Origin of the sequence: Aliivibrio logei (assembly GCF_001691055.1) — a bacterium.
Lineage (GTDB): Bacteria > Pseudomonadota > Gammaproteobacteria > Enterobacterales > Vibrionaceae > Aliivibrio > Aliivibrio salmonicida.
The window spans coordinates 218,969-233,803 of sequence record NZ_MAJU01000008.1 but is presented as its reverse complement, the minus strand read 5'-3'; the positions used below and the strand labels follow the sequence as shown (position 1 = coordinate 233,803).

The window sequence follows — 14,835 nt, the reverse complement described above, 5'->3', positions numbered from 1 at the left end:
ACGAAGATTGAGCGCTATGCTTTCTCATTAAATTCTTTTTGAAATGCCAATACTTTTTCTAAATATCGACGTGCTTCAGCTTTAGGGTGTTTATTCGTTAACGCCCAATACAATTGATTTGGCTGTAAACGGTTTATTTCGCTGATCGCTTTCGTGCGATTTGGATCAAACGTTGAAAACACACCACCTGAGCCACCATTGTATGCCGAGATCATGCTGTAATGCTTATTTGTTGCATGACTAATATCTCGTAAGTAACGGTTCTTCAATATATAAAAGTATGCGGTTCCAGTATCAATATTATTCGCTGGGTTAAACAAGTATTCTTTGGTTGGAATACCTGATTTCTTTTTCACTAAACTAAAGACATCTGCCCCAGCCGTTTTTGGGATCACTTGCATTAACCCATATGCACCTGCGTGACTGACAGCATAAGGATTGAAGCTGCTTTCTGTTTTAATAATGGCGTAAATCAAATCAATGGAAATATCGTATTCTTTTGACGCTTTCTTAATCAAATCAGCGTATTGAAACTCGCGTTGCTCAAGGTGGTCTTTGACCATTGAGATCTCAACGTAATACGCGTTCCCTCTTTTAATCGGTTTTGATTTTAAATGATTATCAATTAAATAGGTTGCATAACGATCCGCACGCCATGGCCACTCAATATTTTTATTGTCTTGGTCTTTAATTTGACCAAGCAAAAATGGACGCCCACGCAATGGAATCGACTTATCACTGAATAAATCAACGTGTGACGGATCGGCAGGCATAAGAATGGTGCTAACAATCGCTTTTTTGAGTGTCTCTTTTGGCTCATATTGTGAGACAGTTGAAACGTAAATCTTACCTTTATCAAAATCGATGTGCGCGCGAGTGCGGTAACCATCAAGATACTTAACATAACGGTGTTTACCGGCTTCTAAAAACTCTTTGTCACCCCATTTACTGTGTACTTGAGACGCTAGGTTTGCAAGCTGTTCGCTTGTCGGTTTTGAACTGGCAGAGGTGTTTGTACTACTCCATTGATCACAGACAGTTGTCCCAGGTCTTAGGGAAGTGTTTGAGCCAGAAAAAATAGGGGTACAAGAAACAGTAGATAAGCAAACCAAAAGAGAAAGCCAGTAGTTTTTCATTTATGTCCTAAGTCGCATATTGAGTTTACTTATCAATATACTGGGATAGATTACGTATAGCATGTTAGCCGATAAGGAGGCGTATTTTACACAGAGTTTGGCTTTTGGGAATAGGAAACGATGAAGTTTTTTGAATATTTTGAAAAATATAGACACTTTAATTTTTGTGACATACATCACAACTCCATAAAAGCAAAAAACCGCCAATAAAGGCGGTTTATGTCAATATTTAAGCATTATAATTTATAGCGTTTTATTTCTTCTTCCAATGAATCTGCTAACGATTTTAGCGCCTCAGCTTGCTTAGCTGCGGTTGCCGCTTCACTCGCCATTTGGTTAGCAACTTCTTGTACACCTTCCGTGTTACGACTGATCTCAGCCGTTACACTTGATTGTTCTTCGGCTGCTGACGCTATTTGCGTTGCCATGTCACTAATAACATTAATTTGAGAAGCGATCTTATCAATACTCACACCGGCTTCATCAACGTCTTTCACACTGGTTTCTGCAAGATGATGGCTATCGGACATAACAGACACCGCTTCTTGTGTGGTCGATTGCAATGTCTCAATCATTGATTGAATTTCTTCGGTTGACGTATGTGTTCGTTGTGACAATACACGCACCTCATCAGCAACCACGGCAAAGCCTCGGCCTTGGTCACCTGCTCGCGCCGCTTCAATGGCAGCATTCAACGCCAGTAAGTTAGTTTGTTCTGCGATAGAACGGATTGTCGCTAAAATTGAACTGATTTTTTGAGCGTGACCGTTGAGATCTTCAATAATACTTACTGCACTATTCACTTCACTCGCTAAGTTACCAATTGAAGATTGGCTTTGGTTCACTTGTTGATGACCTTCTTGCGTAAGCTCTACCGCTTGCGATGCTGATTTTGCGGTATTCTCTGCATTACCTGCAATTTCTTGTGTTGCACTCGCCATTTCTGTCACTGCAGTGGCAACCATCGTGATTTCATCTTGCTGTTGGCGAATATTTTCACTTCTTTTGATCGCAGAATCGGCTGAGTCGGCTGCCGAACGATTCAGGTCTAATGTGATCTCTCGTAAATTCGATGCCATGGTATGTAAACGAGACACAAATTGGTTAAAATTCTCAGCCAGTTTACCCACTTCATCATCCGATTTCACATTGATGCGAACCGTTAAATCCCCTTCACCATTGGCGATGTCTGCTAATGCTTCTGATACTGTACCTAGTTCACGTAATTGACGCGTCACTAACCATCCCGTAAACAATGAAACAAACAATAGAATTAAACCACCAATAAGCAATAATTTAATTAGCATAGCATGTAATGGGGCTTCTAATGTTTCTTGATCCATGACTAGGGCTATCGCCCAATTAGTATTAGGCACGGCTGTCACCATTACGGCTTTCTCTTTACCTTGTTGTTCAGTAAAGAAGAAACCATCCGATGAAATTTCGCTATTCAGATTATTGGCATCAAACCCTTGCCCCAGTTCTGAAATTGGTTTTAACGCCATTTTTTCATTTGGGTGTGCAACCACAATTCGATTGCTCACATCAAGAAGCATTGCGTAACCATCGCCCGGAACCGAAATATCAAGCACATCATCAATTAATGCACCCAATGCTAAGTTTGAGGCCGTAACGCCTACGATTCTCCCATTCTCACGAACGGGTTCTGTTAACGTCACCACTAACGCTTGCATGGTATGACTTACATACGGCTTTGTTGTAATCCCCTTATTGGCGGCGATGGTTTCTTTATACCACCCACGTGTACGAGGATCGTAGCCCGCTTTATTCAATGATGGATCTTGACGTTGCATTACGCCCTCGGCGTCACCGTAGTAACTCAACCCAAAACCACCAGAGGTAAAAGTTTGCTTTAAGTGAGCGACCATATCTAGATTAGGATTGCGTTCAATTGCTTCTTTCATGGCGGTTATTGCATCTTGACGACCTTTGAACCAATCTCCAATGCCTAAACTGTACGCTTTTGCGGTATTTCCGCTCTCACTTCGAATTGCATCCCATGCTTGTGTTTTCATTGTTTGGTATGAAAAAGTACCTAGCGATATAATCGTTAATACGATAAGTGCCACACTTGTTAAAACAAGTTTCATTTTTAAAGTTAGATGCATAATCTTTCTACTTCTAATGGTTGTGATTTGAAATAAGATGGAGGCAATTAAGAGTAAACAGTGGAACCAACACTGTTATCATAATTGCAAGACTCATAAATGAAACAAATGCTTACATTCTGAATCATACTAACAGTCTTACCATTTAAAAATGTGTTCTTTTTCACAAACCACCACCTAAGTAGTAATAAATTTGTTATCAAAACTGCACCACACACAAACAACACGTTTAATAACAAAAATTAATCTATTTATCCTCCACACAGGCAAATAAAAAAGCCTAACAATAATGATGATTGTTAGGCTTATATACGAATATTATTCGGTGGTTATTACATTAACAAATCGTTCCTGCACCTTGCTGGATGTCTTCATCATTATCAATAATCGCTTGAGCAGCAATGGCTAAGCCTTCTGCTATTTGCTCTAACTTCATTGTTGGTTGAGAACCATCAACAGATTGCTCTGGCAATAGTGGAATATGTACAAAACCATGACGAATATTGGTGTCTTTTAGGTAATGTTGGATCCCGTAAAACAAATGATTACATACAAATGTCCCAGCAGTATTCGATACCATTGCAGGGATCCCCTCACTTTGCATCGCACTTACCATCGCTTTTACTGGCAGAGTAGTAAAGTAAGCGTCAGGGCCTCCTTCGACTACGGGTTCATCAATCACTTGAATGCCATCATTATCTGGGATGCGAAAATCATCCACATTAATTGCAATTCGCTCTGGCGTTATAGCCGTTCGACCCGAAGCTTGACCTACTGTGATCACCGCATACGGTTGTTGATCTTCAATGGCTTGTTTAACCACGTCGATCGATTTATAACGCACAACGGGCACTTGGCAAATGCTGATCTCGCCACCGTTCAATTTACGGCCTGCAATTAATCTTACCGCTTCTAGCGCTGGATTAATTTTGTCATTACCAAAAGGTTCGAAACCTGTAATTAGAATCTTTTTCATCGTTAATCCCTAAAAGGCAAAAAAGTACATAAAGGTGGTGTTAATAAGTAGCATGATAAAACCGGGAATGAACTGGGTAATGATCACTTGGTTTTTATTATCTAATTCCAATAATGCCGCAGGTACAACGTTAAAGTTAGCCGCCATTGGTGTCATTAAGGTGCCACAATAGCCTGAGATCATACCTAATACACCAACCACAATTGGATCACCGCCCATTTCAACAATCAGCAATGGAATACCAATACCTGCGGTAATGACAGCAAAAGCCGCAAACGCATTACCCATAACAATAGTGAAAAGAGCCATACCAAACGTATACGCAATGACATAAGCTAATACGCTGCCGTGAGGGACAATTTCTTTTACTATTTGAGAAACGGTATCACCGACCCCTGCCTGACCAAATAGATAACCTAATGCGGCTAGAAATTGAGATAAAATAGCCGCCCAACCAATCGTATCAATCAGGCGACGACCTTCATGAATACTTTGTACCGGTTTACATTTTGTTAGCCAGTTCGCGACAAGAAGTGACAATAATGAGCTTAATCCTAAGCCAATCAATGCACTTGTTCCGGTTACCTGACTCCATAAAATCGTACCCACTGGTACAATTAAGGCCGGAAGAAACAACATGTTTTGTAATGACTTCGCGCTCGTTTCTCTGAACTCATTATCACTTGAGTTGTAAGAACCAATGCCCATTAATCCCGCCGAAGCGAGTAAGGTCATCACTAAGACTAATGCACCGACAACCCAATCAGGTAATACCGCACCTAAACAAAAAGAAAGACCATAAGCTAACCAAAAAAGTCCTGTGCCAATGGCCTTTGGGTTCTTTTTATCGGTAAAACTTTGAAATGAAAACGCAATCAGAAGTAAGCCTGTCGCTTGATAAATATACTCTAACATGATTAATCCCTACTCTTCTTTGCCAGCTTTCGCTAAACGTGAATCTTCTATCCATGCTCGAACATAGAACACAACGCACGAGGCTAATGCCGTAGGAATCGCCCACATAAACATGTCATTTAACGCAACACTGTAACCGTGCTCTTCAAGTACGCCTTTAATAAGCAGTAAACCACCCGCACCAATAAAGATTAATTGACTGAAAAAGTTAGCAAAGTTTTCACTCATTGCGGCAAGCGCACGAAGGTGTTGTCTTTCTTTATGCGTTAGCGGTTTTCTGTTCTTCTCTGCAGCGGCTTCTGCCATTGGTGCCACTAAAGGACGGATCATCGATGGGTGTCCACCTAAATTCAAACCTAACGCATTCGTTACTTTACGCAGTAATAGGTACGTAAACATAACTCGACCAGCAGACGCTTGCTTGATTGAGCCAATCAGCGTTTCTGCTCGCTCTCTTAAACCAAAGCGTTCTAGTACACCAATCATAGGGAGTACAAGTATGAATAAAGACATATAGCGATTTTGAGTAAATGAAACACCTAAAATGGATAAAATCTCTATAAAGTCAATATCAGCAACTAAACCAGTCACGATCCCTGCGGTTAAAATAACCAATAACGTATTTAAACGTAAAGCCAGCCCAAGAGTAATAATTACTACCCCGATTAAAGGCCAAAAATCAATCATCATATATCCTTATTTGCTTTATCTCAGCCCTACATCATGAAGGACGGATACTTGTAAATTTTACAGTATGTTAAAACTAAGTAGACCCCAACACGTCGGTAAACGTATTGGGGTCAGCTATTGAGTATATTGAAAATTAGGCAGATGAAAAGTATTTATCTGCATTATAATTCTAAAATATAACGCTATTCTTAGAATAATTAGTCTGATTGATTAAAATATCATCACATACAAGGTATATATACTCATAAGAGCCATCATGCCAGTGATTAACCAACCGAAGACTGACATCCAAACAGGGTGTTTATAGTCACCAACAATCGACGATTTTGTTGCAGCAATGAGCATGATACTTAGCGTTACAGGTAAGATAAAACCATTCAACGCACCCGCAACAATCAATAACATGACAGGCTTACCAATAAAGCAAAAGATAAACGTAGATACAATGATAAAACCGATAATGAATCGACGAGAATGCAATTCAATAACAGGGTGCAATGTCTTCAAGAATGAGACCGATGTATAAGCGGCTCCAATAACAGATGTGATCGCCGCCGCCCAAAGCACTAAACCAAAAATCTTATAACCCACATTACCTGCAGCATGTTGAAACATAGAAGCAGGTGGATTTGTTGGGTCCAACGTAACACCGGTACTAATAACGCCTAACGCCGCTAAAAATAAAATAATACGAACCACTGACGCTAAACTGATGGCTGAAATTGAGCCTCGGTTTACTTGTGGTAATGCTTCTTGACCCGTAACACCCGCATCAATTAAACGGTGAGCACCCGCAAAGGTAATGTAGCCACCCACCGTGCCACCCACTAACGTAATGATCGCAAGTACATTGAGTTTTTCAGGCCATACTGCACGATATAACGCTTCCCCCACTGGTGGTGAGGTTGAAAATAACACGTACAATGTCATGACGATTAACGCAGCCCCCATTACGATGGTAAAACGGTCCATCACTTTAGCGGCATCTTTTAACATGAATATCCCAACGGCAATCACTGCACTAATGGCAGCTCCGACGATGGGCGTGATGTCTGGAAATAAAACGTTCATCCCCATCCCTGCACCACCGATATTACCGATGTTAAAAGCCAAACCACCAATGGCAACCATCCCCGCAATCGCATAACCGAGGCCGGGTAAAATATCGTTCGCAATGTCTTGCGCTCGTTTTTTAGAAACAACGATGATTCGCCAGATATTAAGCTGTGCGCCTATATCTAAGATGATGGAAATAAGGATAACAAACGCAAAGCTTGCGCCTAACGTTTGAGTAAAGACGGTTGTTTGAGTTAAAAAACCCGGCCCGACCGCTGAGGTTGCCATTAAAAAGGCGGCACCCATGATCAATGACCAGCTAAAGCCAGAACGCGTTGTTGGTCCTTCATTTTGCGTCACACTGGACGGTTGAGGTTCTATTTTTTCTGATGACATACGATTTCCTTTTGTGGTCACAGTGCTGCACTCTTATTGTTGCAGCGTCTTTCTCGTTAATCGAGATTATTGTAGTAATATTTTCATCTTCGCTATCTATGCAATAGCAACTTCATTTAAGAGCAATAAGACGTAAAGAATTGACGTTGTATCATCAATTCAGCTTCTGCGCTGTAGAGTTCTTTCTCATAAAACTGAACAGTTGAACCCGGTAAGCATTGCGCTAAGCGATTAATATCCGCATGCACTACGCACCCTATTTTTGGGTATCCCCCGATGGTTTGGCGATCACGCATTAGCACAATAGGTTGGCCATCACTCGGGATTTGGATTGACCCAAGTGCTATGCCTTCAGAAATTAAATTATTACGCTCACAATGAATAGGCTCTCCTGATAAGCGATACCCCATACGATCAATGTTGGTCGAAACTGTATAAATTGACGAAAAAAATCGCTGACGATCGGCAATCGAAAAATCGTTATATTGATAGCTCGGGATCACTCCAATATTAATATGGCGATCGTACGTCGGAATAAATCGACTCGGCACTTGCTTACGCAATCTCGGCTCAGAAAAAGACGTAGATAATTGCGAAACATCAACCGAATAACGAATTAAACGATTTGGGGTTAATGCACTGCCTTTACCATCATAGCCACCTAATCCATCACGACTTACCGTGGCGGAACTGCCTAAAATCGTTTCAACTTTAAACCCACCACTCACCGCTAAATAAGCACGTAGCCCCGACTTTGCGATGCTCATTTCAAGTTTATCACCTGAATTTATCGCGTAACTTTGCCAAGGGCTGATCGCATCACCATTGAGCTTCGCTCCCATATCCGCACCGGTCAGTGCGATTGTAGTAGCCGCATAAAACGTACAGCTAAATTGGCCTAACGTGATTTCAATTTGAGTCGCATTTAAATCGTTATCTACTAATTTATTAGCCCAATCAAACGCATGCTCATCCATTGGTCCGCCGGGAGTCACCCCTACCGATTGATGACCATATCGACCTTTGTCTTGAAGTAGCGCCAATGGCCCTGTACTGTGAATTCGTAGTGTCATACTTTGCTTCCCTTTTTCACTAACAATGCCTCTGGAAGCTCCCCTCCCATCGTTAAATATTCTTCACGTGAAATTGGTTTGAAAGTCACTTTTGCCCCCATCTCAAACACCGTAAGGTTGTCTCGATTAAAATCAATCAAATTAACGGGGGTGCGCCCAATCACCTGCCATCCTCCCGGTGAAGATTTTGGGTAAATCGCCGTTTGTTGTTCAGCGATGGCCAAGCTGCCTGCAGGTACACTCAACCGTGGCGTACTTTTACGAGGAATATGAATGCGAGAGTCAGTATTGCCTAAATAAGCAAAGCCCGGAGCAAAACCAATTGCATACACGCGGTACTCTTGAGAGGAATGAATAGACACGACCTCATCAAACGATAAACCGGTATGACGACTGATGTCTTCGGCATCAAGGGACACTTCTGGTCCATAATACACAGGTAATTCAATCACAACAGAAGACAACGGTAATTGCCCACTGTTGTTATCTTGGTGAAGACAGTGATGTAAACGAGACATAAATGAGCGTAACTCTATGCGCGTTAAATCATAAGTAATTAAAATCGACGTGTACGATGGCACCATATCAATCACGAACAAATCCGATTCTTGATTAATCATAGCAACGGATTGAGCAATAATATCGGCAGTTTCAGGACTAACCGTATCGGAAAATACAACTAAAACAGTGGACTCATTAACGGCTGATATTTTCATGATTACTCCGCCTTTCTCTGCAACTTTTTACGTAAATACGTCGCTGTCGATACCGCAAAAGGACCATCACCATGAATACATAAGGTATCTGCGCGAATCGCGATTGTTTTTCCGGAAAGTGTGGTGACACAGCCTTGATCAATCAATTGATCGGCTTGGTGTTGAATCGCTTCATCGGTATGATGACTTGAATTAGGTACACTGCGTGGCACGAGTCGACCTTCTTCGTCATAAACTCGGTCAACAAACGCTTCAAACCATAATGTAATGCCAAATTTATCGGCCAACGTTTGATAGCGAGCGTGGTCAGGCACCGCCATTACCACGAAAGGTAAAGTGACATCGTAACGCTGTAATGCACCCAATAAGGTTTCAAGAATCGCATCGTCTTTCATCATCGCGTTGTATAACGCACCATGAGGTTTCACGTACCTTAATCTTGTATTTTTACTTTGACATATCCCCTGCAATGCACCCAATTGATAGATAAATAACGCGGCTAAATCTGTAGCGTTCATTGCAATATCGCGTCGGCCAAAGCCTTGTAGATCGTTGTAGCCGGGATGAGCACCAACCATCACGCCATTGTCTTTTGCTAGCGCAACGGTTTTCATCATTACGCTTGGATCCGAAGCATGCATACCACACGCAATATTCGCCATGTCTAACGCTGGCATAATGGCGGCATCTTCACCTAGCGCCCATAATCCAAAACTTTCACCCATATCACAATTAATCTTCATTCCATTTCCTTAATTATTGGCTCGTTGTTTGGTAACAACACAGTGATGGCAACCCTGAATAACTAGAGCACGGCAAACTCAGAACTTAAGCGGTCGGTGATCAACATTTTTCCTGGAGCATGGGTAATACAGAAAGGAGGACGACTTTGGCGGATCACATTTTGCGGTGTGACACCACATGCCCAAAACACTGGAATTTCATCTGAATTGATATGAACCGCCTCTCCATAATTTGGTTTAGCGATGTCTGAAATTCCAATCGCGCTAGGATCACCGAAATGCACTGGTGCGCCATGGGATTTAGGGAATCGAGTCGTTATTTGAATCGCACGTATTGCATCCTTTGGTGTAAATGGACGCATAGAAACCACAAAGTTTCCGTCAAACTTCCCTGCAGGTTGGCAAGCAATGTTTGTGTCATACATCGAGACATTTTTGCCATCATCAATATTTCGAATAGACAAACCAGATTGGATTAGAGCCTCTTCAAACGAGAAAGAACAACCAAGAACAAACGTCACTAAATCGTCTTGCCACAGTTCGGTAAGATCTGGTACTGAGGTTTCAAAATTACCTTCATAGAACACATGATATTCGGGAACGTCCCTCGACAAATCAATATCAGTACCAATGGAAGGAAGGTATCTCTCTCCTGGTTGAGTGACGTCGATCAATGGGCATGCCACAGGGTTTTTCTGACAAAAAAGTAAGAAATCAGTCGCCCAAAGAGCCGGTAAAATAACGAGATTGGCTTGTAAATAACCCGGAGCATAGCCTGAAGTCGCTTTTGTGAACTCATTACTTCTGATTTTTTTACGTAGATTATCGAGTGATAAATCCTTATCCATCATGTTCTCCCTTTGATGATTGTAACGTTATCGTTAATCAGGAGTTACATTACTGCTTATTTTAATAATGTCTATTCGTATTTTTCTGCTATTCTTGATAAATATTTTTTATCACCCAGTAACAGAATTAATTAAAGAGAGGCATATAATGCTCAATCTAAAACAACTTGAAACCTTTGTGTGGATAGCTCATTTAGGCAGCTTTAGAAAGGCTGCAAAGCATTTATGCACGACACAACCTGCAATCTCAACACGCATTGCTAATCTTGAAGAGACGTTAGGTGTACCCCTATTTTTTCGTGATACAGGTTCGATATCGTTAACCGCAAAAGGGCGAGAGTTACTTCCCTTTGCTGAAAAACTGTTAACTAATGCCGATCAATTTCAGGCATTGGCGAATAATTCAGAGGCTATTTCGGGGATATTGCGCGTTGGGGTATCAGAGACCATCGTTCATACGTGGTTACCTCATTACCTTTCGTTGATCCATCAGAGTCTGCCCCACTTAGAGGTTGAGCTCATCGTAGATGCGACCATTAACCTTAGAAAAGAGCTGTTAGCTCGTAATATTGATATTGCGATTTTATTAGGGGAAGTCGTCGAACCCAATGTGATTAGCCAATACATTTGTGATTATTCGCTGCATTGGGTCGCGAGCCCGACGATACCAAGGTCATCATTACAAACCGTCACTCACTTTTCTCGCTGGCCGATCATTACGTATGCACGAAATACTACCCCGTACCAAGAGGTTGAGCGTTACTTTACAAAGCATAACAATCAACCCACACGGTTCTATTCCGCCAGTTCATTATCTGCTAGCATTCGTTTGGCAGAAAGTGGTGTCGGCATTGCAATGCTACCTAAAGAGGTAATTGCCTATGCCCTCAATAACAAAACATTGAAGATAATTGACGCCGATTGGACACCAAATCCATTGCAATTTTCTGTCGCTTATCTCGACACACCGATTAACTTAATGACCATTGAAGCCGCGAAACTTACCTTCGAGGCCGAAGAACAATATAAAGCCTTTAGTTAATCGAGGAATCGAGCTTCTGTCTATTTACTCAGTTGTATATCGAGATCATCGAGTAAAGAAGGATAACCCCAGCCGTTGTTATTCTCGATAACGGTTTCTTGAGTAAGATATTCATACAATGTTGGCGCCAATGACCCATTAGGCTCACTCGTTAATGACGTAACATTAGGGCCTACAGGGGTTCCCCAGAATCCTAAAAAAGCATCTTTTTCTAAATAGTGCTCGCCAGCATGTCTGCCCGGTACTTTGGTATTAAAACCAACACCAAATTTAGGGAACAAGTTTATCGTCCCTGCTCTGTCTTCTTCATACAATTTAGCCAATTGATTCACGGAATCTGGTCGCGCCGTGTAAGCAGTCAGGTATCTCCACTCTTGCTCTGTACACCATGAATTCACATTGTCATTAACAGCAGAGACCATACATCGTTGATATAACTCTTGGTATGATGCTAATTCAGCTTTATTTGGCTGTGATTTATAAGGATTCAGAACATCGAGTTCAAGTAACTGGGATGATCCAATAACAGGTTGATACAGTAATCGGTCCCCTTTTTTAGTGATTAATTCATCAACTCTAACATCGTCTTTAAAACCGATAATTCGAACTGTACATTCATCTAACGTGCAGTTTGTTTCTCTAACAACGAGATAATCTAACGATTCTTCTAAACGTGAAGCAACCTCATTAATCACGTTGATAGACTTACCTTTTGGCGCATTCACTGGCGTCCATGTTGTTAGCTCTACGTACGTTGGTTGCACTTTCCAACCTTGAGCAGAATTAAAGAAATCCATCATAAAATTACCGCCTGCGGTAGAGGCAACCACCACATCAACTTCTTTATTGCTTTCATAATTCAACGCGTTGGTAATTTTAGGCCCTTCACCCTCATCCGAAGAGATCTTCTTAATCACTAACGGATAATCTAGTTCTTCTTGAAGAGAATCGAACACCTGTTTTTCTGGATTAAGTGAATAATACACTGGAGATAAACCGTGATCTCCAGCCATTCCCCATAAGGTTCTATCGTATACGCCAGCGTCTTTATATGTGTTGGTAAATTGCGTTAACCAATAATCTAATCGGTTTAACTCCCCGGTCGGCATCAATATTTCATCACTAAACGGACCAGTGAAATGAGCAAAGTGATCCGGCCATGGATTATAAATTAGTGTGTAATCTGGCATCCCTTTTTGTTCAAGTTTCGAGAAGGATTCTAGGTTTTGTTGGATCTTCCATTTTTGAGTTAACTTGCTGTAAATATCCAAGGCAAAGATACCGTCATAAACACGAATGTCTTCAATAAGATCGGCTCTCATGGTCGACACTGTTTTCTCTATTTCTGCACGTTGTGTCAACTCTCGCAGACAACGCTTTTCACCAAAATCTCGTAAGCTCTCACCTACCCCTAAATTTACCAAGCCATCATAGGTGGTGTGTGCATTCCAATCATATTGCGCATTACAGTTTAAAGTCACCAAATAATCCAAGCGATCAAACATGGTTTGAACCTTGTTCGCTTCCATCAAGCGATCAAGTTGCAACGCATCGTTGCCAAAGAAGTAATAGGCACGATCTTCTTTTCTATCGACAAAGTGAAAATTTGGTATCCCAGTCCCGCCTTTACCTGACACTTTTGCGCCGGTTTTTATTATCGGTAAATTGCGAACACTGATAGTCGGTGTTGATGAAATGCCCACATCGACAATGCTGTTATCGTAATTTTTATACAGCTCAGTAAAAAATGGCAAGTACGATGGGTCTTTATACTCTTTCTCGGTCAGTCTTTTTAAGAATGACAGTTGTTGCTCATGTTCTGGCTGCGTGGTGATTTCATTCTGAGGTTTGTAGCGTTCATGGTTAAGGTGATCTTGATAGATCTGTTTGATGAATGGCTTTTTCAGCGGAGAAACAAGACCTTCAAGTAGCCCTTGTTGCAGTCCATCAACCGTGACTTGAACCGCCAATCGACGCTGCTGACGAGAGTCTAAATAAGCGATGAGCGTATCTGGATTATCTTTAAAACGCGCTTGTAACCACTCATTCAATACTTCTTGTCGTTGTTCTTGATAGATAAACTGGCGGTACGATTTCAATACATTAAGACGAACAAAATCAATCAGAGTAATCGTCAATGCTTCCGCTTTATTATTTACAGAGCCTTTATGCTCTGGCTGACCATCTTCTATAATTTGCTCTAACGTAGCACGCATCTCCCCTTCGTTCATACTCGTGACGGCTTTTGTCATACTCGCAATAATGATGGGTTGAATTTTATCTATGATCTTTTTATCTTCAGGGGTATCAGACAGGTACGTATAACGCTCAGGCAGTACGTCAAGATCCTTCCACTCACCAATCTGTACCAATTCATCATAAACGATCACCATGTTCGCAATGAATTTACGATCAATAGTTAATCCTTGATGATGGCTATCCGCCAACTCTGGTTCCTTTTCTTTGTCTGCCTCATTTAAAGTAAATAAAGAATGACTAAATCCGGTGAGTGTTTCTTCATCATAGTGTGTTTTCAAATAGACTTTAAAAGCATCCTCATTGTCCATATCTCCGTATTTATCCACAAAGGTATAAAGAAAATGCCCTAAAGGGATCGCGTATGAGGGATTTGAAAGCTTTGCAATGATGCTTTTCTTAACATCACTCTCCAATGGTAGCGATAAAATGTAAGCGTCTAATGTGATGCCAGCAATGGTAAAAATAGCGGCATCACGCACCGTTTTCGTTGTATAAATGACCGAAGCGTTTATCTGATTTTTTAGTATTTCTGCTGAGTTAACTACGCCACCAATCACAGGAATAGCACTGACATTGGCCAAGCTGTTGGCACTCAACATTGAAAGAGATAACACACTGAGAGTAAATATTGACGAAAACGATCTGTTTTTCACTTTAACTTCCTTTTATAGCAATTTGGATAAGTCATTGAGCTGATAATTACGGGTTTTGGTACATAAGAACAATCAACGACTTATTTAAACTGCATTATATAGTGTTGAACAATTTGTTTCATGGGTGGGATTCTAAAATATGGATAGTTACACACTTGAATGTAATGAGAGGGATAGAATAACAAAGGGAGTGTAATGATACT

At 41.2% G+C, this 14,835-nt stretch carries 12 protein-coding genes; 1 reads left to right on the top strand and 11 read right to left on the bottom strand.

Annotated features, from left to right (window positions below):
- Positions 1 to 14: 14 nt before the first annotated feature.
- From mltC to A6E04_RS05190, 10 genes are all read right to left on the bottom strand, one after another.
- Positions 15 to 1,136 carry a membrane-bound lytic murein transglycosylase MltC gene (mltC, locus tag A6E04_RS05235; RefSeq protein ID WP_065610328.1) on the bottom strand — a complete coding sequence of 374 codons (1,122 nt, stop codon included), beginning with the start codon at positions 1,134 to 1,136 and terminating at the stop codon, positions 15 to 17.
- A gap of 236 nt (positions 1,137 to 1,372) precedes the next feature.
- On the bottom strand, positions 1,373 to 3,265 hold the full coding sequence (locus tag A6E04_RS05230) for a methyl-accepting chemotaxis protein (RefSeq protein WP_065610326.1): 1,893 nt from the start codon (positions 3,263 to 3,265) through the stop codon (positions 1,373 to 1,375).
- Positions 3,266 to 3,602: 337 nt separating this feature from the next.
- Entirely contained in the window at positions 3,603 to 4,241 is a 639-nt protein-coding gene (gene pcp, locus A6E04_RS05225) for a pyroglutamyl-peptidase I (RefSeq protein ID WP_017022700.1), read from the bottom strand.
- A gap of 9 nt (positions 4,242 to 4,250) precedes the next feature.
- Positions 4,251 to 5,156 (bottom strand): DUF979 domain-containing protein, encoded by a 906-nt coding sequence (locus tag A6E04_RS05220; RefSeq protein WP_017022701.1) that lies wholly within the window; start codon positions 5,154 to 5,156, stop codon positions 4,251 to 4,253.
- A 9-nt stretch (positions 5,157 to 5,165) separates the two neighbouring features.
- Positions 5,166 to 5,843: a DUF969 domain-containing protein gene (locus A6E04_RS05215; protein ID WP_065610324.1), complete on the bottom strand. Its 678-nt coding sequence runs from the start codon at positions 5,841 to 5,843 to the stop codon at positions 5,166 to 5,168.
- A 213-nt stretch (positions 5,844 to 6,056) separates the two neighbouring features.
- Positions 6,057 to 7,298 (bottom strand): NRAMP family divalent metal transporter, encoded by a 1,242-nt coding sequence (locus tag A6E04_RS05210; RefSeq protein WP_017022703.1) that lies wholly within the window; start codon positions 7,296 to 7,298, stop codon positions 6,057 to 6,059.
- 116 nt (positions 7,299 to 7,414) lie between these two features.
- Positions 7,415 to 8,371, bottom strand: a complete 957-nt coding sequence (locus A6E04_RS05205) for a 5-oxoprolinase subunit C family protein (protein WP_017022704.1) — start codon at positions 8,369 to 8,371, stop codon at positions 7,415 to 7,417.
- The gene (gene pxpB / locus A6E04_RS05200) at positions 8,368 to 9,087 is read right to left on the bottom strand and encodes a 5-oxoprolinase subunit PxpB (RefSeq protein ID WP_065610322.1); all 720 of its coding nucleotides are present in this window, start codon (positions 9,085 to 9,087) and stop codon (positions 8,368 to 8,370) included. The genes A6E04_RS05205 and pxpB overlap by 4 nt, the downstream gene beginning before the upstream one ends.
- A 2-nt stretch (positions 9,088 to 9,089) precedes the next feature.
- The gene (locus A6E04_RS05195; protein ID WP_065610319.1) at positions 9,090 to 9,830 is read right to left on the bottom strand and encodes a 5-oxoprolinase subunit PxpA; all 741 of its coding nucleotides are present in this window, start codon (positions 9,828 to 9,830) and stop codon (positions 9,090 to 9,092) included.
- Between the two features lie 62 nt (positions 9,831 to 9,892).
- Positions 9,893 to 10,678, bottom strand: a complete 786-nt coding sequence (locus A6E04_RS05190; protein WP_065610317.1) for a putative hydro-lyase — start codon at positions 10,676 to 10,678, stop codon at positions 9,893 to 9,895.
- Positions 10,679 to 10,826: 148 nt separating this feature from the next.
- Here A6E04_RS05190 and A6E04_RS05185 point away from each other — a divergent pair, with 148 nt between their 5' ends.
- Positions 10,827 to 11,720, top strand: a complete 894-nt coding sequence (locus tag A6E04_RS05185; RefSeq protein WP_017022708.1) for a LysR family transcriptional regulator — start codon at positions 10,827 to 10,829, stop codon at positions 11,718 to 11,720.
- A 20-nt stretch (positions 11,721 to 11,740) separates the two neighbouring features.
- Here A6E04_RS05185 and A6E04_RS05180 read toward each other — a convergent pair whose 3' ends face one another.
- On the bottom strand, positions 11,741 to 14,632 hold the full coding sequence (locus A6E04_RS05180) for an alkaline phosphatase family protein (protein ID WP_065610315.1): 2,892 nt from the start codon (positions 14,630 to 14,632) through the stop codon (positions 11,741 to 11,743).
- Positions 14,633 to 14,835: the final 203 nt, after the last annotated feature.